General features: G+C 37.2%; 20 protein-coding genes. 8 read left to right on the top strand and 12 right to left on the bottom strand.

The window, feature by feature from the left end; all coding sequences use genetic code 11:
* Positions 1–67 precede the first annotated feature (67 nt).
* The 4 genes from yihA to rpmH form a co-directional block, all read right to left on the bottom strand.
* Positions 68–712, bottom strand: coding sequence for a ribosome biogenesis GTP-binding protein YihA/YsxC (gene yihA, locus ACFINX_RS07165; RefSeq protein ID WP_375613494.1), 645 nt, complete (start codon positions 710–712; stop codon positions 68–70).
* The gene (gene yidC / locus ACFINX_RS07160; protein WP_375613495.1) at positions 709–2,547 is read right to left on the bottom strand and encodes a membrane protein insertase YidC; all 1,839 of its coding nucleotides are present in this window, start codon (positions 2,545–2,547) and stop codon (positions 709–711) included. The genes yihA and yidC overlap by 4 nt, the downstream gene beginning before the upstream one ends.
* Complete coding sequence (gene rnpA / locus ACFINX_RS07155) at positions 2,537–2,929, bottom strand: ribonuclease P protein component (RefSeq protein ID WP_375612257.1); 393 nt, start codon at positions 2,927–2,929, stop codon at positions 2,537–2,539. The genes yidC and rnpA overlap by 11 nt, the downstream gene beginning before the upstream one ends.
* Before the next feature lie 117 nt (positions 2,930–3,046).
* Positions 3,047–3,181 carry a 50S ribosomal protein L34 gene (rpmH, locus tag ACFINX_RS07150; RefSeq protein ID WP_375612258.1) on the bottom strand — a complete coding sequence of 45 codons (135 nt, stop codon included), beginning with the start codon at positions 3,179–3,181 and terminating at the stop codon, positions 3,047–3,049.
* A 583-nt stretch (positions 3,182–3,764) separates the two neighbouring features.
* Here rpmH and ACFINX_RS07145 point away from each other — a divergent pair.
* On the top strand, positions 3,765–4,826 hold the full coding sequence (locus tag ACFINX_RS07145; protein WP_375613496.1) for an Mrp/NBP35 family ATP-binding protein: 1,062 nt from the start codon (positions 3,765–3,767) through the stop codon (positions 4,824–4,826).
* A 372-nt stretch (positions 4,827–5,198) separates the two neighbouring features.
* Here ACFINX_RS07145 and ACFINX_RS07140 read toward each other — a convergent pair whose 3' ends face one another.
* The 4 genes from ACFINX_RS07140 to rsmI all read right to left on the bottom strand — a co-directional run bounded on the left by ACFINX_RS07140 (position 5,199) and on the right by rsmI (position 7,655).
* Positions 5,199–5,990, bottom strand: a complete 792-nt coding sequence (locus tag ACFINX_RS07140) for a pyrroline-5-carboxylate reductase (protein WP_375668551.1) — start codon at positions 5,988–5,990, stop codon at positions 5,199–5,201.
* A 56-nt stretch (positions 5,991–6,046) separates the two neighbouring features.
* Complete coding sequence (locus ACFINX_RS07135) at positions 6,047–6,292, bottom strand: hypothetical protein (RefSeq protein WP_375612261.1); 246 nt, start codon at positions 6,290–6,292, stop codon at positions 6,047–6,049.
* 102 nt (positions 6,293–6,394) lie between these two features.
* The gene (locus ACFINX_RS07130) at positions 6,395–6,763 is read right to left on the bottom strand and encodes a YraN family protein (protein ID WP_375613510.1); all 369 of its coding nucleotides are present in this window, start codon (positions 6,761–6,763) and stop codon (positions 6,395–6,397) included.
* A gap of 4 nt (positions 6,764–6,767) precedes the next feature.
* Positions 6,768–7,655, bottom strand: coding sequence for a 16S rRNA (cytidine(1402)-2'-O)-methyltransferase (gene rsmI / locus ACFINX_RS07125; RefSeq protein WP_375613498.1), 888 nt, complete (start codon positions 7,653–7,655; stop codon positions 6,768–6,770).
* A 1,311-nt stretch (positions 7,656–8,966) separates the two neighbouring features.
* On the opposite strand from rsmI, the gene ACFINX_RS07120 reads away from it, so the two are divergent.
* Positions 8,967–9,125 carry a hypothetical protein gene (locus ACFINX_RS07120; RefSeq protein WP_375638534.1) on the top strand — a complete coding sequence of 53 codons (159 nt, stop codon included), beginning with the start codon at positions 8,967–8,969 and terminating at the stop codon, positions 9,123–9,125.
* 578 nt (positions 9,126–9,703) lie between these two features.
* Here the strand turns inward: ACFINX_RS07120 and ACFINX_RS07115 are convergent.
* The 3 genes from ACFINX_RS07115 to ACFINX_RS07105 are packed head-to-tail and all read right to left on the bottom strand — an operon-like array spanning position 9,704 to position 13,090.
* A complete protein-coding gene (locus tag ACFINX_RS07115; RefSeq protein WP_375638536.1) occupies positions 9,704–11,368 on the bottom strand; it encodes a 4Fe-4S dicluster domain-containing protein in 1,665 nt (554 codons plus the stop codon).
* Between the two features lie 3 nt (positions 11,369–11,371).
* On the bottom strand, positions 11,372–12,292 hold the full coding sequence (locus ACFINX_RS07110) for an electron transfer flavoprotein subunit alpha/FixB family protein (protein ID WP_375628248.1): 921 nt from the start codon (positions 12,290–12,292) through the stop codon (positions 11,372–11,374).
* 51 nt (positions 12,293–12,343) lie between these two features.
* On the bottom strand, positions 12,344–13,090 hold the full coding sequence (locus ACFINX_RS07105; protein ID WP_375628246.1) for an electron transfer flavoprotein subunit beta/FixA family protein: 747 nt from the start codon (positions 13,088–13,090) through the stop codon (positions 12,344–12,346).
* 513 nt (positions 13,091–13,603) lie between these two features.
* On the opposite strand from ACFINX_RS07105, the gene ACFINX_RS07100 reads away from it, so the two are divergent.
* The 3 genes from ACFINX_RS07100 (at position 13,604) to ACFINX_RS07090 (ending at position 16,333) form a co-directional block, all read left to right on the top strand.
* The gene (locus ACFINX_RS07100; RefSeq protein ID WP_375638539.1) at positions 13,604–14,422 is read left to right on the top strand and encodes a hypothetical protein; all 819 of its coding nucleotides are present in this window, start codon (positions 13,604–13,606) and stop codon (positions 14,420–14,422) included.
* Positions 14,423–14,600: 178 nt separating this feature from the next.
* Positions 14,601–15,521 carry a sulfite exporter TauE/SafE family protein gene (locus ACFINX_RS07095; RefSeq protein ID WP_375613503.1) on the top strand — a complete coding sequence of 307 codons (921 nt, stop codon included), beginning with the start codon at positions 14,601–14,603 and terminating at the stop codon, positions 15,519–15,521.
* A gap of 2 nt (positions 15,522–15,523) precedes the next feature.
* The gene (locus ACFINX_RS07090) at positions 15,524–16,333 is read left to right on the top strand and encodes a TIGR02186 family protein (RefSeq protein ID WP_375613504.1); all 810 of its coding nucleotides are present in this window, start codon (positions 15,524–15,526) and stop codon (positions 16,331–16,333) included.
* 22 nt (positions 16,334–16,355) lie between these two features.
* Here ACFINX_RS07090 and ACFINX_RS07085 read toward each other — a convergent pair whose 3' ends face one another.
* Positions 16,356–16,637, bottom strand: a complete 282-nt coding sequence (locus ACFINX_RS07085) for a DUF6460 domain-containing protein (protein WP_375613505.1) — start codon at positions 16,635–16,637, stop codon at positions 16,356–16,358.
* A 1,091-nt stretch (positions 16,638–17,728) separates the two neighbouring features.
* Between ACFINX_RS07085 and ACFINX_RS07080 the strand changes: the two genes are divergently transcribed.
* The 3 genes from ACFINX_RS07080 to ACFINX_RS07070 all read left to right on the top strand — a co-directional run.
* On the top strand, positions 17,729–19,354 hold the full coding sequence (locus ACFINX_RS07080) for an ABC transporter substrate-binding protein (RefSeq protein ID WP_375651310.1): 1,626 nt from the start codon (positions 17,729–17,731) through the stop codon (positions 19,352–19,354).
* Positions 19,355–19,726: 372 nt separating this feature from the next.
* A complete protein-coding gene (locus ACFINX_RS07075) occupies positions 19,727–19,915 on the top strand; it encodes a hypothetical protein (RefSeq protein ID WP_375613875.1) in 189 nt (62 codons plus the stop codon).
* 356 nt (positions 19,916–20,271) lie between these two features.
* The coding region (locus tag ACFINX_RS07070; RefSeq protein ID WP_375668550.1) for an ABC transporter substrate-binding protein at positions 20,272–21,383 on the top strand (1,112 nt) is incomplete at its 3' end.

Raw genomic sequence — 21,383 nt, 5'->3', positions numbered from 1 at the left:
GTACAAGATCATTAGTAGCTGCTAGTAATTATAATTAATAAATTGTTAATGACTAGGAATTGTTCTCTTATGCGATGGTTTGCAAAATGGCAGCACGTAATTCTTCTAAACCGATAGCTTTTTCTGAAGAGGTTACAAGAAGCTCAGGATAAGCTGCTGGGCGTTTAAGAAGCTTTGTTTGTGTGCTCATAATTAATTTTTCCAAGGCATTTGATTTGATTTTATCGCTTTTTGTCAAAACAATGTGATAAGAAACAGCTGCTTTATCAAGGAGAGCAAGAACATCTTCATCATTATTTTTGATTCCGTGCCGCGAATCAATTAAGATATATACACGTTTTAACGTTGTGCGCCCCCGTAAATAGCTAAAAATCAAATTTGTCCACGCATCAACAAGATTTTTAGGAGCAGCAGCAAAACCATAACCAGGCATATCTACTAATGCTAGAGGGGGAAGGTCTCCTAGTTGCCCACTGAATCCATCGGGGATAAAATAATTAAGCTCTTGAGTCCGTCCTGGTGTATTTGAGGTACGTGCTAAGCTTTTTTTTTGGACGAGTGCGTTGATTAAAGATGATTTTCCAACATTGGAACGTCCTGCAAATGCAATTTCTGGTGGTCCTTCGGGGGGGAGAAAGCGTATTGCTGGTACACCACGAATAAAAATCCAATTGCGAGAAAAAATTCCAGAAAGGGAAGAATCTCTTGTCATTCATGCACTTCTTTTTTGGGTGATCTTCTCCAGATGGCTTTCAGATTATCAAAAAGCTCAATTTTAACTCCTTGGCGCTTCATCATGATACCTTGCTGAATGATTGATAATATATTGTTCCATGCCCAATAGATGACGAGACCAACAGGGAAAGAGGCGAGCATAAAAGTAAAGACAACAGGCATCCATGTGAATATCATCGCTTGGGTTTGGTCTTGAGGAGCGGGATTCATACGCATTTGTAAAAACATCGTTATTCCCATAATCAAAGGCCATGCACCAATCATAAGAAATGTTGGCGTTGTATATGGCAAGAGACCAAACAAGTTAAAAAGAGAAGTTGGATCGGGTGCCGCTAAATCTTTAATCCAGCCAAAGAAAGGGGCATGGCGCATTTCAATGGTGATATAGAGAACTTTATAAAGAGCAAAGAATATTGGGAATTGAACCAACATCGGCCAACAGCCTGCAAGGGGATTTATTTTTTCGGTTTTATATAGTTCTATTATTGCCTTTTGTTGTTTGGTTTGGTCATCGGGATACTTTTCTTTTATTTCTAGCAACCGCGGTTGTAAAAGCTTCATGCGTGCCATAGATTTATAAGATTTATTGGCTAGAGGGAAAAGAAGAGTTTTTAAGAGCACTGTGACAAGAAGGATGGCGATACCAAAATTCCCTGTTTGTTTATAAAGAATATCAATGAGGGAAAACATTGGTTTGGTGATGAAATCAAACCAGCCCCAATCAATTAAAAGAGCAAACTTTTTGATTTTTAGGTCATTTTGATAACTATTAATAATTTCAACTTGTTTTGCACCAGCAAAAAGACGATTTGTAACAGTTTTTGTTTCATTTGGGGCAATCGTTAAAAGCGACCCTAGCAAGTCAGACTGATAATGTGTTTGCAAACGATCAAAATAAATAAAACGGCTTGTATATTCTTTATTTTGCGGGGGAATAACTGCTACAGCCCAATATTTATCGGTAATACCAATCCAACCTCCTGTTACTTTGGAAAAAGTCACGCTCTTTTGCCCATTATCAGGATTTGGGTCAAGCTCTGCTAAGGTTTTATATTTTTCAGTTTTGAGCGAATCTCCAGCAATACCTATCATACCTTCATGAAGTAAATAGGTTGCATTTGTATGTTCTGGTGGTGCAGCACGTGCAACGCGGGCATAGGACGAGAGATGTATTGGTTGATCACTTTCATTGCTGATAGAATCCTCAATGGTAAACATGAAATGATCATCAACAGAAAGGGTCCGTCGGAAGATTTGTCCCTGTCCATTATTATAAATTAAAGTGATAGGTGTTGAAGGAGTCAGGATTGTATTGTTTCCCTCTACTTGCCATTTTGTATCCGATTGTGGCAAGGCTTTTGCTGGCAAAGACGCACTTGCAAAACCAAATTCAGCAAGGTAGGTCGTTTTGAAACCTTTAGGGTTTAGCAAATCGATTTCCGGTGATTTTTTATCGACTGTTAAACGATATTTTTTGAGGTGAAGATCATCAAATTGTGCACCAACAAGATTAATAGAGCCTTCCAGTTCATTGGTTTGGATCGCAATACGCTCTGTTTTGGCCAATACAGCTTTCCGGATTTCAGGTGTCATGGGCTGTTCGATGATAGATGTAGCTTGATACGTTGAGGTATCGTCAGAAAAATCTGTCGTGGTAGTAGAAAGGGCTGATTGTTGTTTTGACAATTGCTGTGCGATGACTTGTTGTTTTTGTAACTTTGCTTGTTTGGGAGCAACATGAAGAAATTGCCATGCGATGAGCACCACGAAAGATAAGCCAATAGCGATAAAGAAATTGCGATTATATTCCATCCGTACACCCTTGTTGTTGTTGCTGATGTTTTATTTTTGGTTTTATTCGCCGATTTAATTCACTAATCAAGGATGTAAAAGGTGCATGTAACACATCACGGTACGCTACAATGACATAGTCTGTTCCTGCTTCCATGTGGTTTGTTACACCAACTCTCACGGCCTCACGCAAGCGCCTTTTAATACGATTACGTTTCACAGCATTACCGTTTTTACGGGTAACAGTGAAGCCTACACGTGCAAAAAGAGAATCTTTTCTTTCTGTTGTTTGTTCACGAGATTTAACTTCGAGCAAAAATAAAGGACCACGTCGTTTTTCTCCTGTACGGACAGCCAAAAAGTCTGCTCTTTTGCGAATACGGCAGGGATGTTTTTTCTTCATAAAAGAATATTTCGCAATTTCATTAAATGCCTGCAAGCAGACATTGTAGGTTCATAATAAAAGTTTCACAACGAAGAAACGATGAGCAATCCTCAACGGTTGTGAAAATTTAAATGGTTAAGCAGAAAGCCGCTTACGTCCACGAGCACGTCTTGCAGCAATAATTTTACGTCCTCCAGCTGTGGCCATGCGTGCACGAAACCCATGGCGGCGTTTACGGACAAGTTTAGAGGGTTGGTAAGTACGTTTCATTTATTTAAATACCGCGGAGTGCGGCCCTTCTTAATCTTCGTTTTATGAGTAGTTATGCGCGAGATAAACAATTTTATCCTATCATATGGCTGTTAACCCATAAGGAAAAATATAAAAAAAGTCAATCTTAGATTGTTTTTCTCTCTCTTGAAAGAATACAAAACACCTTATAACTATCTGTAACGCTTTTTACAATACTGTAGGAGTGTTAGAAAATAACGATTGAATCTACAGAACATAAATGGCTAGGGCCTTAAAGAATTAAAGAAGGTGTAACTGATTACTGTATGCTCAATTTAAAATATCCTTTAAGATTAAGAGTTTTTTTCAGTTTTTGTTTTTACAAAATTTTTATCAGAATATTCATTAAAGTGGTTGTAGCACAAACGTGATTGATAGGATTTTATAGCAGATTTTATGTTTGAGCTTCTTTATTTTAAGGATGGTTTCATATTTTTAAAGAGATAAGAGATGTATACTTTATAATGCTGAGTAAAGTAGAAAATTATCAGGTGATGAACCTTGTAAGTATTTTTCGTTCTTATGCTTATATTTGCTGGTATTTTTATAGAGAGGAAAGAACATGGATCTTATCACAAGTGAGGCTGTCCGCAACGTATTACGTACAATCAAAGGACCAGATCTTGAAAGCGATATTGTGTCGTTGGGTCTTCTTTCAGAAATATTGATTGCTGATGGTAAGGTTTTCTTTTCCATTACAGTTCCTGATGGAGGTGTGCAAAAATGGGAATCATTGCGTCGTTCTGCTGAAAAGGTGGTATGTGCTTTGGAGGGAGTGAAATCTGCTGTTGTTACACTTACAGCAGAAAAAATAACAAAGACAGCACCTAGTCGAAGAGCAAATCTCTTACCGATCAAAATGCCCATAGAAGGTGTGCGGCATGTGATTGCTGTTGCTTCTGGAAAAGGAGGGGTCGGAAAATCTACGATGGCAATAAATATCGCCTTAGCTTTACAAGATTCTGGTTTCAAGACGGGGGTGATGGATGCTGATATTTATGGTCCTTCGTTGCCACGTTTGACAGGACTTGTTAATCAAAAACCACAGCTTATTGGAGAAAAAAAGATTCAACCTCTTGAAAAATTTGGACTTAAATTGATGTCGATGGGATTTTTGGTTGAGGAAGAAAAGCCGGTAGTATGGCGTGGTCCTATGGTTATGGCAGCTGTAACGCAATTGTTACGAGATGTTGTATGGGGGCCTCTGGACGTTTTAGTCGTTGATATGCCGCCCGGTACAGGGGATGCACAATTAACGCTTGCCCAACAGGTACAATTAACAGGTGCGTTGGTTGTCTCTACGCCCCAAGATCTTGCTTTAGTGGATGCACGTAAAGCAATAGAAATGTTCATGAAAGTTAATGTTCCTATTTTAGGACTCATTGAGAATATGAGTTATTTTATCGCTCCTGATACGGGAAAACGCTATGATATTTTTGGCTATGGTGGTGCACGGGCAGAAGCGGAACGTCGAGAAGTCCCTTTCTTAGCGGAAATACCGCTTGATGCAGCTTTACGATTTTCTTCAGATGAAGGAATCCCTATTTTTGTTGCTAAGCCTAGTGAAGAGCATGCTAAACTATATCGTAAAATTGTTGATCAAATAAAAAATCAACTCTTTTGAATGGGGGGATGTTATAAGAGAGTTTATTAAAACACAATCATGAAAGACATAAAAATAGTCGCTTCTTTGTAAGAGGAAGTTTTAATGTGTGAATGGAGTATATAGGTTAAATAAACAAAAAATTATTCATGCGTTTGGATAACCTGAAGGGGAACAAAATTGAAGAGCTAGAGCTGTGAGGTAGAAAAAAATATTGGACTTGAGGCAAAAAGAAGAAGACCGAAAATAAAAATAATTTAGAAAAATTGTAAAAGGTTGTAAAAAATATTTTAATAATCAATTTTTTCATAAAAAAGCATTTTTTGATGTGAGTTTTCTTGATATACATCTTCAACATTTAGTTTTTTCTTATTGAGATGATAAAAATATTGGTCAAGTCTTTTTAGAAGCATTCATTTTTTGCAAAGTAGCCTCAAGAGCGGTTGTTAAAGCATTCCTTCCCCCTTGTTGAGAAAAGTAATTTGACAAAAATTCATTTGTTCCACCCTTTGTTGAAAACTCTTTTTCAAGCAGTGCAAAATCGAGAAATGCAGAATGATCCGTTGCTGTAATTTTACGCATTTCATCCGTAAGATTTCCAAACATCATAGTAAGGAATTCTGCTGATTGCTGTTTTTTTAACCCTTGTGTTATAAACCATTGATGGGCAGTTTCTATAAAATTAAAATATACTCCCATAAGTGAACCTGCTGTCATAAAAAGATTAAACTGCTCTTCCTTATCCAGCACTAATGTGCCCCCCAATGCATCAAATAAAGTGCGCAAAAAGGGATGATTGGGATAGATTGGTGTCAAATTTTTGCATTCTGCAACAAAAGGTAATGGAACAGCACGATAAACTTTATGATTAATCCACTCTTCTATTTCTGCTGCTTTTGCCATAGCAAGTACGGAAATAACCAGCTGTTCTGGACGAAAACAAAGAGAGCGCAAAACGTCTTCTGCAATTTGATTGGGCAAGCAAAGAAAAACACAATCACTAACATCGAGCAACGCTTGGTTATTTTCAGCAATCATAACTTTATCATAAGTGCGTGAAAGGCGCTTTGCTGTTTGTGCATTGCGAGGCGAAACAATAATGGAAGAAACATCAAAGTTGCTTGTCATTAAGCCATTCACCATTGAAGCACTGATTGTACCCGTTCCCAAAAAGCCAAGTCTCATTATCTATTTCTCAGTTTCATATTTTAAAAGGAATTTCAATCAACATCTCAGGTGTTTTAACTAACATAAACGCTAATTGAAGAAGCAACACATAACATAGCAAGAATAATCAAAACCAAATAGATTTTGGGCTTGTCAAAGAGAACGGCAAAAGCAGAAAACCAACCAACAACAGCTGCGGCTAATGCAAATAAAAAACCTGGTTTATTCATAAGCACAATATGCATTGCCATTAAACCACCAATAATTAGCGCTCCAAAAATGATGAGCAAACCTGTTGCAAACTTTTCATAATCATCCATATTTCGCTCCTTATAGCGCTCAATTATTACACACTTTTTAACGCATATGCACATAAAAACGAAATGTTTTTTATTGAATATGGTTAAAACGGGGGGTGCCGTTTATTGATCAGATGTAAAAAATGCAGGGATATGCTGAGGCCAACGCCAAGGTAAAATTGCAATTAAATCAAAGCGTACAGACAAAAGGGCATAATCTTTTTGCCGTGCGAGCCAAATATCGGCAGCTGCCTCAATTCGCTTTTCATTCATTCGGGAAACCGCTTCCATTGCTTCAGCCAACGTTGAACGTGCTTTAACTTCAACGATTAACACAAGATTTCCGCGTCGTGCAATTAAATCAATTTCTCCACATTTTGTTTTAAAACGCCTTTCGGCAATGTGAAACCCTTTGCAACGTAGCCACAAAGCTGCCAATTTTTCTGCACGAACCCCTCGATAAAAAGACTTTTGTCTGCGTTTTTTTTGTATCATTTTACGCATTTTTTAAAAAGATTAATCGCTGAAAAAGTTCCTGCTTTTTAAAACCGGTTTTTTTTGCAACAAAAGCTGCCGCTTGAGCAGCAGAATGTGTCCGTGCGCGTTCTAATAGCATTTCATCAATTTCTTGATCACTTATCACATTTAAAGAAGAAGATGATTCTCCAACAAGGACAACAATTTCCCCACGAATATGTGCTTGTTTTCTGTAATTTTCTAACAAATTTCCCAAATTGGAAACATCTACTGTTTCAAACTTTTTTGTTAATTCACGACAAATGGCAGCAGGTCGATCAGCCGAAAAAAGAGTGACCATATCCTGTAAAGTTTCAACAAGACGATGCGGTGATTCATAAAAAATCAAAGTTGCTGGAATCTCTTTTAATTGTTCCAACCGTTTTCGGCGCTGTAGCTTTCGTGCACTCAAAAAACCTGCAAAAAAAAAGCTATCAGTAGGAAGCCCTGTCGGTATAAGAGCGGCTAAAAGAGCGGATGCTCCAGGAATAGGAATAATTTTATGACCAGCTTTACGGGCCTCTTCCACCAATCGAAATCCAGGATCAGAAATAAGTGGTGTTCCGGCATCTGAAACAAGTGCTACTGTTTTGTTTTCTGCTAAAGCCGCTAAGAGCTTCGGACCCGCTTTTTGCGCATTATATTCATGATAGAGAAAAGGTTTTTTTTGAATACCGTAACGTTCCAACAAAACACGTGTTACTCGCGTATCCTCACACGCTAAAATATCAATTCCTGCAAGTACTTGCAAAGCACGAAGCGTAATATCTGCAAGATTTCCGATAGGTGTTGCCACAAGATAAAGCCCTGATTCTATAACGGGTGCAGAATAAGCATGCGCACCTATAAAATATGCTTTTTCACACATGCTCTTTTCTTTTCATTAAATTCTCCTCACCACAAGATTTTTATCCATACTCATAAGCCATTTTAGCTCATTTTTTACCAGCACATTTTTTATCATTACAAAGGCTTACCTTATTCGAATAATCGATTACACTACAATAAGATAATTTCATATTTAATATCTTAATTTAACATTATTATCTATTTTGATCCGCGTTATTTTTTCCAGTAAAACAAATTCCAAATGTAACCAATATTCTATCTACCCCATGATTTTCTATAAAGTTTTTCCTTCGAGAACCAAAAAACAATTTTACCCAATGTTATAATCTCATGCTTGTTTGTGCTCTTTTAAAAGCTAAGCTTTTTAGATTATTTCCATAACGCCGATTTTTCAAATATTCTATTGATATCCAAACTGTTTTTCTGAGCAAATGTAAACAGCCCCTTTTGAAACACATACAGTTAACTGGCAGCTGACTTGATCAAATATAAGCTCTTATCAGCAAAATACTTTATTTTTTCATATTCTCTACAGCTTTAACAGTATACAGTATAATGAGTACCTTAGAAAAGTTTAAGGCTAAATTTTATCTTAAACATTTGATTTATAATAGAAAATTTATTATTTTGCCTATTAATTAGGAGCTTTAAATATCGTAACATTATCTCAGCTCTTCTTATAGTCAATTAATCAAAATCATTTTTGTGCATCTTGAAACCTCCTTAAAACAAAGATTATCGCCTCATTGGAGATCGCAGAGAAAATAATGCTGTTAGCTTGTACTTTTTATTTCATAAATATGGAACTGTTCGTTCACAGGATTGCGTTATACCTTTTTCGGATAGTGTCGCAAAATTATTGTTTGATATGAGAGCTATCTCTTAAAAACAAGCCCATGACTGAACAACACAAGTCTGCTTTAATTTTGGATACCTTATTTTTTCTGAAGGATATGCTCCCATAAAAAAACGTAAGTAATAAAAGCGGGGACAATACGTTATCTCTTCTTTTTAGAGGATATTGTGATGCTTTTGAAAGTTTTAAAACCGAATGGACAGATGATAGTAAAGAGGAAAACAGTTTTTTCCTTTCAGATTTGATGTTCTTGCTAAATGAAGCTGTATTTTCGTTTCAGAGATTACTCAAATAGAATATGCAATATTTTTGCTCTAGCTACAAAAGCTGGAACGGCGTGCAGAGCTTTCATTCACCTTAATCTTTCTTTTAAATATACCACTTGTGTTCAATTTGGATGTTGATTTACAAGCAATAGCGAAAGCACAAGCTTTATAAAAAAAACAACTCTATAAAACGCGTCATAGAGTGGTCATGAAAGCTATTTTGTTTTTTATCAGGTGTTTTGCTAATAGCGATAGTCTCCATGGCTTGGCATCTGCTTATTCTTACGGTATTTGTACACATTCATTACAGTATATTGGTAAGGTTAGATGCAAGGCGATTATCCTTGATGCAAAAATAAAAGGTTAATGTGAGATTAAAGATTTTTTCGTGTCATTATCAGTAGAAACATTATAAAGGGCTTGAACAAGCATGCTCTTTATCTCTTTATCTCACAATGTTTTTTCTACATTCATTCGTGGTTTTTCTTGAGTGAGCATTACTTGGCAAGTGTAGGAGAAAAAATAAACTTGAATTGTACCTCCGTAGGTTTTGCTCTTGGCTAGTTAAAACGACTGATGTTTCTTATGAGAGGGCTAAAAGCATTTTGGATCATATGGGAGAGGGGGTAAAGTAGAACGGGCTTATTTTCCTTCAGGTTTTCGAGAACCGCGGCTGTTCCTTTATCGCAGAATTGTCAAGAATATATTTATTATTGTTTTGTCATTTAAATAAAAAAATTTTGATAAAAATATGTTATGTTTTTCTATTGAAAAAATTCATGCGGTGAAGAGAGTATTTTATATGAGAATAGAGTTCTTTTTACATTGTGAAAGAACGTATGAAGGAAGGTGATTGATAGATTTCTGATCTGGGAAATATTTTTATTCAATGTGTTTTGTATATTTCAATTTTAGGAAAATGAACAATGATTATACATTGGGGAATTACATATTGGGATAGAAGGGGCCCTCATTACCTTGCGGACAGATCCAAGTGATATTTTGGTTTGGATCTTTGATATCGCATGTTTTACAATGTATGCAATTTGAAGCGTTGATCATATAAGTCAGATGATCATTATCCTCTAGCCATTCGTAGACAGCGGCGGGACAATAGCGTGTAGAGGGTCCTCCATAGATTGCATATTCAGAGTCTTTTTGTTTTTTTAATGAGGCTATTTTTAAATGACAAGGTTGATTTTCTTCATGATGCGTATTGGAAAGGGCAACACTTGAAAGGCGATCAAAGGTTACAACGCCATCTGGTTTTGGGTAAGAAATGGGTTGAAATTTTTCTGCTGGTTCAAGGCATGCATAATCTTCCTTTCCATGGGAGAGTGTTTTAAATAAGGAAAATCCGAACAGTTGTTGCCACCACATATCAAAACCAGCAAGTTTAATTCCATATTTTGTCCCATATTTTGCCCAAAGCGGTTTGGCATTTCGCACTTTATAAAGATCTTTGCCAATGAGCCCTTTTCGCCACTGTTCTTCGATTTCTTTAACCTCATCATGGGCACGCCCTTGTGCAAGAGCGGTAGCCATTTTATCGGCAGCTAATATGCCAGATAAGATGGCATTGTGTGATCCTTTGATACGAGGAACATTGACAAATCCAGCAGAGCAGCCAATAAGCGCCCCACCAGGAAAGGTGAGTTTTGGTACAGATTGCCAACCTCCTTCGCTGATAACACGTGCACCATAGGAAAGACGTTTTGCGCCTTTAAAGATTTTATAGAGTTTTGGATGTGTTTTAAAACGTTGAAATTCTTCAAAGGGAGAAAGATAAGGATTTTTGTAATCTAAGTGCACAACAAAACCGACAGAAATGATATTGTTTTCTTGGTGATAAATAAAGCCACCGCCACCGGTATTATTGTCTAGGGGCCAACCAGTGAAATGTTGTACTAAACCGCGTTGGTGTTTGTTGGGGGCAATTTCCCAGAGCTCCTTGAGACCAAGACCAAATTTTTGTGGTTCTCGATTTTTGCTAAGATTAAAATGTTGTATCAGTTGTTTTGCAATTGAGCCGCGTGCTCCTTCCGCAATCAGAGTATATTTTGCTAATAAAGCCATCCCAGGCATATAATTTTTTCCAGGGGTTCCATCTTTGTTAAGCCCCATATCACCGGTGAGAACACCAATGATAGCTCCGTTATCTTTTTGGATGATGGGTTCTGTTGCTGCAAAACCAGGATAGATTTCAACACCCAACGCTTCAGCTTTTTTGCTTAGCCAGCGGCAGACGCTCCCAAGCGAAACGATATAACATCCGTTATTTGATAAGATTTTAGGGTGCAAAATATTGGGAAATACTGTGGACTTTTGAGGCTTTAGAAAAAAAAATTGGTCCTGTGTGACAGGGGTTGTAAAGGGATGGTCGTTATCATTTCGCCATTCTGGTAAGAGTGTGTCGATACCAATGGGGTCAACAACTGCGCCAGAGAGAATATGTGCACCAACTTCGGTTCCTTTTTCAACAATTGTGACAGAAAGCTCAGGATTAATTTGTTTAAAACGAATTGCGGCAGAAAGCCCTGCAGGTCCTGCTCCGACAATGACTATGTCAAACTCCATACTTTCACGTTGGTCATGCAGAGGTGCTTTCATGGCTTATAAAGCTTTCTCCAATTCTGGAATAATTTGGTGGAGATCACCTACAAGGGTGTAATCGGCAATTTGCATGATGGGAGCTTCTTCATCTTTATTAATGGCAACAATAATTTGTGCATCCATTATACCGGCTACATGCTGGATTGCACCGGAAATGCCAACGGCGATATAGAGTTCAGGGGCAACGACTTTTCCTGTTTGTCCAATTTGCCAATCATTGGGAGCATAGCCTGCATCCACTGCTGCGCGGCTGGCACCTAAAGCAGCATTTAATTTGTTTGCAAGAGGAAGAAGCAGGGCCATAAATTTCTCTTGAGAACCAAGACCACGCCCGCCTGATATAATAACACGTGCTGAGGTGAGCTCAGGACGATCACTTTTGTTTGTCTCTGCTTTTACGAAAGAAGAAAGATTTGGATTGGGAGCTGGTGTTATTGTTTTAATGGGAGCAGAATTATTTTGGGAAGGCGTTGGGGTGAAAGAAGCGGTGCGAACTGTTATAATCTTTTTATAATCATTGGTGCGTACAGTTTCAAATGCATTGCCTGCATAAATTGGTCGTTTGAAGGTATTGGGTGAAAGAATGGCGGTAATATCTGAAATTTGCATAAGATCAAGAAGAGCTGCTACGCGCGGCATCACATTTTTCCCAGTACTGCTGGATGCTGCCATGATCACATCATAATCCTTTGCTAACATGAGAATTGTATCTGACATAGGCTCGGCAAGTTGATGGGCTAAATAGTCTGCTTTTGCAATAAGAACTTGCCGCACACCATTAAGTTTAGCACTATTTTCCGCTATCGTTTGAATTTTTTCTCCGCAAATCAGAATATCGATATCATTACTGAGTACGCGTGCAGCGGTGAGTGCTTTTGCTGTTTCTTCTGTATTATGATCGGCCAATAAAAGAATTGCCATAAGTTTTTGCCCTTTTATGTGAGTGTTGCTTTTACTCTAGTGGTGAGAATATTAAATGCAGTTCTTCTGTTTTAAGGCTCTGACAAGTTCTACTACATTTGCCACTTTTATACCGGATTGACGGGGTTTTGGCTCTTCAACGCTTAAAATTATTAAGCGTGCTTTCGTATCGACGCCAAGATCAGTAAGAGATTTTTGTTCAATGATTTTCTTTTTTGCTTTCATGATATTGGGGAGAGAGGTGTAACGCGGTTCATTGAGCCGTAGATCGGCGGTCATAACCATGGGAAGGGGAAGACAAAGGGTTTGTGTTCCATTATCAACTTCACGAGTAACTGTAGCATGCCCATTTTCTATGTTAAGATGTGAGGCAAAAGTTGCTTGTCCCCACCCAAGAAGAGCAGCGAGCATTTGTCCTGTTTGGTTGCTATCGTCATCAATTGCTTGTTTTCCTAAAAAGACCATGTCGGGTTTTTCTTCATCAACAATGGTTTTGAGAATCTTAGCAATTGCTAAGGGTTCAAGTGTTTGATCCGTTGTGACAAGAAGTGCGCGATCAGCTCCCATTGCAAGTCCTGTTCGTAGAGTTTCTTGAGCTGCTTCTGGGCCAATTGAAACAAGAAGAACTTCTGAAATTTTACCGGATTCTTTTTGGCGAATGGCCTCCTCCACGGCTATCTCATCAAAAGGATTCATAGACATTTTTACGTGAGACAGATCAACGCCTGTACTATCCGGTTTGACGCGTATCTTGATGTTATAATCAACAACACGTTTGACAGCGACAATTATCTTCATAATGATCCTCTTTGTTTGTATGTTACAAGTTTATAGCAATACTCATAAGAAACCAAATTGTTTAGAATGAAGTCTCAATTTATAACTTGTGTTCTCTTTCGTATAAGCTTTTTTATGTTTACTTGTACTTTCTCGTCGTCATTTTCAATCTTCATATTTTTGCATTGCCATAATTGCCTTATTTGCTTGAATAAAAAGTAAAAAAATCAAACTGTCTTGTGAGAATATTCTTTTTTAGTTTCTTATGCTTTGTTTATGATGGTGCAATAGGTCCTTTATGCAATGAAAAATTAAGTGAAAAAGATAAAAATGGGGGAATGATTTTGCTCTTCAAATCTTGAAGACAGAAAAATTAAAGATCTTTCTTTCAAATATTTTAGATAAAGATTGGGGAAAATATTTCTAACAAAAAAGTTTTTGGAAGTTCTTAAAGCTCTATTTACTAAAATAGAGCACACTTTCTCATCATTTGTTGCGATTCTTTTCAAAAAGGTTAATGAGGGGTAGGCGTTTGTGAATACGAAGGGTCATACGATCGACCAGGCGACCAAACAGGTTAGGAACGATAAAGTCTTTTCTTTTGTTGAACAGAAAGAGAGAATGGATACTTCTGTAGAAGTAACGATGTCGGATATTGCTCAAAAATTACGCACCGTTTATGCGCAAATGCAAATGAAGCATTCGCCTCGTTCTTTAATGCAGCAGAATTCGGTAGAAGAGCATTTTAAATCTTACTTAGATGATATTAGTCGGGCCATTTTGGCTGAACATTATATACGTCGTCAAAGAGAAAAAAAGCTTTTCCAGTCTTTAGAGCAGATTAAAACAATTGTTCAAAGTTTGCAGAGTGAAAAAAAAAGCTTAGAAGAAGCAGCGGTAACACGACGGGTGTCTCGTTCAAAATCACCTGATTCTGTTGTACAAAAACTTGCTCACATGGAATGTGAGGGAAATCAAGAACGCTTATTACTTCAAAAGGTGCAAAATTATTCGAAAGAAAACAGCATAATTTCACTCCAAACAAATGTTGAAAATACGTTGCAGCAAGAAAATAGAAGCCCTTTGCCCAGTGATGCTCTGCAATCTTCTTTTAAAAAGGTTGAGGGAGTAGTGAAGCATGCTGTGATAAAAGAAAAGGGGATGATGGGTGCTCAGGCATCTAATCATTGCATTGAGAATGATTTTTCTTCTTTAAGGACGCAGTCTCGGGAACATGTGTCGTTTTTATCTTATTTGCTAAAAAAAGGTGTTCTTTGTTTTTTAACCGTTGCATTTGTGGTAGCGATAACGTTATGTTTTTATAGCTTTTTAAAAGGAGCTCGTTTTTTTTAATTTTTATGATGTTGATGTTAATAGATGTGAAATGTATTGCGCATTCGTGTTTGTGCGGAAGCTATAGCAACTAAAATTATCCTTTTAAACACGCAACAGAGATTATTGGAAAAGAGGATAATTGGAGAAGGATTCTCTAATTGTAAAAAAACCTCAAATTATCTTGAAGGTTCTGTAAGTGAGTATTTATTTACCAATTGCTGAAATGTCACTCAATATGCTGATCTTGATTGGTATGGGAGTCGTTGCTGGTTTTTTTTCAGGACTTTTTGGAATCGGTGGTGGGTTTCTTATCACGCCGTTATTGATTTTTTATAATATTCCTCCTGCTATTGCTGTTGGAACAGGTGCTAACCAGATGATTGCTTCATCTGTAACAGGAGCAATTACACATTTTAGAAGACGTACGCTCGATATTAAACTTGGTATTCTTTTGGCGATTGGAGGAGGGATTGGTTCTTTAATCGGGATTCAGGTTTTCTCTGTTTTGAAAAAGTTAGGTCAATTAGACTTAATGATTTCGCTTCTTTATGTGATTCTTCTTGGAAGTGTAGGAAGCTTGATGATCGTTGAAAGTTGGTATGATATGATGCGCAAGCGTAAGGCAGGAAAAGCCAATATTCGTCTTGCTGGTCGACATAATTGGATTCATCGCTTACCCTTAAAAATGCGTTTTCGGACATCTATGATATATGTTAGCATTATTCCAGTTTTAGGGATTGGTCTCATTGTGGGGTTGTTGTCTTCTATTATGGGAATTGGTGGGGGGTTCTTTATGATACCAGCATTGATTTATCTTCTGCGTGTTCCAACCAGTGTGGTGATTGGGACTTCACTTTTTCAGATTACATTTGTGTCTTCTTTCACGACAGTTTTGCAAAGTATGACTAATCAGTCCGTTGATATTGTCTTGGCTTTTTTGTTAATGCTTGGAGGAAGTATTGGTGCGCAATATGGAACACGGGTTGGACGGAAGTTAAAGGCTGAACAATTGCGTATGGCACTTGCATTTTTAGTGTTGATTGTGTGTATGCGTCTTGCTTTTCAATTATTTATACGCCCTGATAATCTTTTCTCTCTGGATATTCTTATGAGATAAAAATGGGTAGATTATTTTCTTTATACATCATTACAGGTTGCTTTTGTTTTATTTCTTTTTCTACATGGTCACATGTTGGGACGCCAGCTACATTCATTGATCAAGTTGACCACGAAACTGTCCAAATTATTGTAACAACGAATACGATTACTGTGGATGCAAATTTTGCTGGTCGTGATCTTTATATTGCTGGTGTTTTAGAAAATATTGATCCGTTATATTCTCGACAGAACCGTTATGATATTGTTGTAAGCTTAGAGGGACAAGATCGGACAATGGTGATGCGAGAAAAAAAACGCAATGCCGGTGTATGGGTCAATACAGATTCTCTTATTTTTAAAAAGGTTCCTCTTTTTTACTCTATGGTCACAACACGTGAAATTGACGATATTACGAGCATTGAAGATTATAAACGCTTAGGGTTAGGATTACTCTATTTGCCATTGCAGACGGATGAACAAGATCAGAAAAAAATACAAACCTTTCGCGATGAACTTATAAAATTGCAAAAAGCTAAAAGCCTTTATTATGAGGAAGTGGGTGGGGTTCGTTTTGGTTCTGACACACTTTTCACAGCGCATTTTCGTTTGCCAGCAAATATCCCGGTTGGACATTATAAAGTTCGTGCTTATCTTTTTCGTGATGGACAGTTTATTGATAGTGCAACAACGACTCTTGAAATTGTTAAAGCACATATCACCTATACAATTTTTTATGCAGCGCACAAGTATCGTTTTTTATACGGTATTGTTGCAGTGATTATTGCTATTACTACAGGATTTTTATGTCGTTTGATTTTTCGAAAAGATTAACGCAAGGAAAATGTTAAGGCTTTTATTTTTTATGAAAAATTCGTAAGATAAGAAAAATAGGCACAACAACAATAGCTCCTGTCATAGTTATATGGAAGAAATTTGTAAGCGTTATAAATCCTGCTTCCCATAGTGATTGAAAAAAATCTACTATTTTTTGTATGAGGTTTCGAGGTGTCCATCCCAAAAAATTCATTACGATGCCAATGAAGAATGAAAGAATAAGCAATTTTAGACTAACGCGGCTTAATTTTTCTCCAAGAAACGCATGAAAAGAATTTAATAATTTTTTTTTTCGCTTCATTCTAAGATACTTTCGAAGATCGTGTTTTTTATTGTATTATCATAGTACAGCGATGTTATTATCATAAAGGAAAAACATTTTTTTATTTTTTCTTACTTTTTTGAGTTTATCACCTTAGTCTGGTTAACGGTGCTGGTTTTTGAAATATACACATGTTTTATTGCATTTTTTGCGATATTTTCATGGCGCTTCTTTTGTTAAATGAAGGGATATCCTTTCGTCTCGAGAATTTGTAGAGAAATTTTATAACGTTTCGATGTTTCACATCAGAGTGAGAGTTGTAGTATATTGAAGATTTTGTAACGAACTTATTATTATCGTGTATAGAAATAATATTTCAAGACAGTTTACTTAAAAAAAGACTATCTATTCTAATAAGGGTGTGCTTATATAGGTATTATATTTAGATATTTCAACCTTAGTGCATTGAAAAGATCTTTTTTCTGAAAAAATGTAAGCAATGAATTGAGTGTTGTTAAAGGAGCAAAGATATTAAAAATACGATGTGGAAAAAAGTTTTGTTATGTATGGGTGCGTAAAGGAATATCAGGGGGAGCCCATGCTCCTTTTATTTAGAAATAAAATATAATTTACAAGCTGTTATTTGGCAGAGGATTATGGAAAAATTCAAAATTCCTCTTGTAGGGGGAGGAGGTCATGTCGGTTGATGGGTGAATTTTCCTGTTTTGTTAAAATGTCAAATTGTTAGTAGAGCTCTTTGTTATTAAGGCGCTTAAGCTAACAAAGAAGAGTCTTTTGATGGCATAAAAAGGCGAGAGGAAAGAAGAGACAAGCTTACCCGACAAAAGAGAGAAAGTAGTGGTTTTATAGTCTTCAATCGTAGGCGTTATGACATCATGAATAGGCTCTGTTATGGGGGAGCATTCATTGTATGTCAGAGTGTTTGTTGTTGCATGTTTTGGTTTGTCTTGGCTTATAGCCATGGGTAGAAGTCCGTGGTTGGTAAGTGGTGTTGTTTGAAGGTTTTAATAATACTTTGTTTGAGGCGCTTATGGATCATCTAACCTTATTATTAAGCATGTGCTTGTTGTGTGGGAAATTTATATAGTAAACTTTAAAAGGAAAAGTCTATGAACTTGAAGAAAAAAATATTACAAAATAGCAGCTCTCTTGTTTCTGCTTTTATAGCTTTGGCGATGGTTGCACAACAAGTTTCAGCAAAAACACCCGCTGATACCCTTGTGATGGCTTGGAATCTTGATGCAATCAGTACGTTTGATCCCGCACAACTTAATGATGTTTATGGAAGTGAAATTGTTCGCAATGTTTGTGATAATTTGGTCAGTACTGCGACAAATGATCCTGCTAAAATGGTTCCCGCTTTAGCAACACATTGGGATGTTTCAGGTGATGATCACAGTACAGTGATTACTTTTCATTTACGTGATGGTTTGAAGTTTAATGATGGTCGATCAGCCAATGCCAATGATCTTCTTTGGAGTATGAAGCGGATTGTCAAATTGAAGATGGGTAATGCGGCAATTTTTAATGAATATGGAATTGCAGAGCAAAATGTTGATGATGCTTTGCAAGCCCCAGATAAGAAAACAGTGGTGATGAAATTTGATAAGCCTTATCCAGCAGAGCTCATTCTTAATAATATTGTTGCAAGTCCGGCAACAGCTTTGCTTGATCGTCAGACAATTATGAAGCATGAAAAAGATGGCGATTTTGGAAATCAGTATTTGAAAAGTCATGCTGCTTGTGTTGGTCCTTATCAGTTAAAAAGTTGGCGCTCTGGAGAAGCTCTTTTGTTGCGTGCAAGCTCTCACTATTGGGGACAAGCGCCTAAACTGAAGCAGATTTTAATTCGCCATGTTGCAGAGCCCGGAACACAACGTTTGTTGTTGCAAAAACATGATATTGATGTTGCTCGTGATTTGACCCCTGAAGATCTTGCAGATCTGCAAAAAACAACAGATGTTAAAATCGAAGAAGTGTTAGAACCATCTATGATGTACTGGGGATTTAACATGACAAATCCTATTTTTGCTAAGGAAAAAGTACGTTTGGCGATGCGTTATCTCATAGATTATGAAGGTCTTGGCAAGAAGCTTCTCAAAGGTGTTGGTGTTCCACGGGCCAGTTTTATTCCTCTTGGCAACTTTGGGGCTTTAGATGAAAAAGAAGGGCAACCCTTTAAACTTGATATTGCAAAAGCTAAGCAGCTTTTAGCAGAAGCTGGTTATCCGAATGGGTTTGAGGCAAATTTTCTCGTATCAAATGCTCCTTATAGGGTGTTGCTTGCTCAGTCACTCCAAGATAGTGCCGCAAAGGCGGGGGTGCGTCTTAAAATTGAACGGATGGCCGGTACACAGTTGTTTTCTAAACTTTATGCACGGGCTTTTGATACGATTTTTGTCGGATGGAATAATGATTCTGCGGATCCTCATACTATGGCTTCACGTCTTGTTTATAATCCAGATAATCGGCTTGAGGCAAAAAATACCGCCTATCCTAGTTGGCAATATGGGTATTTGGATGAAACGATGAATCAAAAGGTTCAGGATGCATTGTTTCAAAAAGATCCGCAAAAACGGGCACAACTCTATGCTGATTTACAACGTGAATTGATGCAAAAAGGACCTTATGCGTTTATCTTTCAGAAATATACTGTTATCGCGATGACGCCTGATATCAAAAAGTGGGTTTGGAATAGTGCGCCACATATTTTTTATAGTAAAATTGAAAAATAAGAGTGTCTTCAATGCTGTTCAATAGATAAAGGGCATCGTCATGATATATTCGGCGTATTGTATAAATTTTAAGCTTTGCAATGCGCCGAAGATCATAGGTAATGTGTGATATATTGTTGAATGTCTTTTCAAGACATTCGTTTAAAGATATTTTTCATTCTCATTAGAGGTGTATTTAAGTGGATGTTAAGATCGATATTTCAATTTTTCTGAATTAGAAAGTGGTCAATTTATTTGTTAAAAAACTGAGTATAACATAAAGAAACGAAGTGTAACAAATATCGCCGAATTTAGTGGTGCTAAAGGTGCAAAGGTTTTGCGATGTTGAAGGAAAGTTTTGTTATGGGGGTACACAAGGGATATCAGTTTTTTATGGTGTTTATATTTTCTTTTGCTTTGAAAGATGATGAGATGTCATTTGGAGGGTGTTATTTTACGGGGAGTGATGAAAAAATTAAATTTTCTTTTGAAGAAGGAATAAAAGTCGTTGCATTTGGCAAACTAACGAATTTTTCTGTTTTATCAAATCGTCAAATTGTTATGAAGGCTCGTTGTTATTAAGGTACTTGAGCTAAAAGGGGTAGTGCTTTGATGGTATAGAAAACGCCGGAAGAAATACGAGACAAGCTTGCTTAACAAGATAGAAAAAATACAGGTTTTATAGTCTTCAATAGTAGGCGTTATGATATCGTGATTAAGCTCTGTTGTTGGTGAGCATTCATTGTATATTAGAGTGTTTTCCTTTGTATGTTTTAGTTTGGCTTATAAGTGTAGACAAGAGGAGTCATTGGCAAGAGGTGCTTGTTCTTGAAGATTTTAAAGTTTGGTCTTTAGGAGCCTATCGTTCGTCTAAACTTAAATTAAGCACGTTTTGCTGCATGGAGAATTTATACAATAAACGTTAAAAGGAAAATTCTATGAACGTGAAAAGAAAAATATTGAAAAAGGGCAGTTCTTTTGTTTCTGCTGTTCTTGCAATGGGGATGTTTGTGCAACAAGTTTCAGCAAAAACACCCGCCGATACGCTTGTGATGGCTTGGAATCTCGATCCAATAAATACATTTGACCCTGCACAACTCAATGACCGTTATGGAATTGAAGTGGTTAACAATATTTGTGATAATTTAGTCGTTTCTGCTACAGATGATGCGGCTAAAATGGTTCCCTCGTTAGCGAAGAGCTGGGATGTTTCAAGTGATGATCAGAGTACGGTGATTACTTTTCACTTGCGTGATGGTTTAAAGTTTTATGATGGTCGTCCTGCGAATGCCAATGATCTTGTTTGGGGTATGAAGCGGGTTGTCAAATTGAAATTGTCTAATGCAGCAACATTTAATGAATATGGGATTACAGAACAAAACGTTGATGAGGCTTTTCAAGCACCGGATGACAAAACGGTGGTGATGAAATTTGATAAACCTTATCCAGCAGAGCTCATTCTTAGCAATATTTCCACTAATCGCACTGCTGCCTTGCTGGATCGTGAGACACTCATGAAAAACGAACAAGATGGTGATATGGGAAACCGATATTTGGCCAGTCATTCTGCTTGTGTTGGTCCTTATCAGCTAGAGAGTTGGCGCCCTGGAGAAGGAATTTTGTTGCGTGCAAGCTCCAATTATTGGGGGGAGGTGCCTAAATTGAAGAAGATTTTAATTCGCCATGTCGCGGAGCCTGGAACGCAACGTTTATTATTGGAAAAACATGATATCGATGTTGCACGTAATCTGATGCCAGAGGATTTGGCAGATCTCCAAGCAACAACGGATATTAAAGTTGAAAAAGTTTTGGCGCCCTCCATGATCATATGGGGATTTAATGCGACAAACCCTATTTTTGCCAATGAAAAAGTGCGTTTGGCGATGCGCTATCTTATTGACTATGAAGGACTCGGTAAGACTCTTCTCAAAGATGTTGGTATTCCACGTGCAAGTTTTATTCCTCTTGGTAACCTTGGAGCTTTGGATGAAAAAGAGGGACAACCCTTTAAACTTGATCTCCAAAAAGCAAAGCAACTTTTAACAGAGGC

The organism is Bartonella sp. AP36NXGY (assembly GCF_042195865.1).
GTDB lineage: Bacteria > Pseudomonadota > Alphaproteobacteria > Rhizobiales > Rhizobiaceae > Bartonella.
This window is presented reverse-complemented; position numbering and strand designations above follow the sequence as displayed.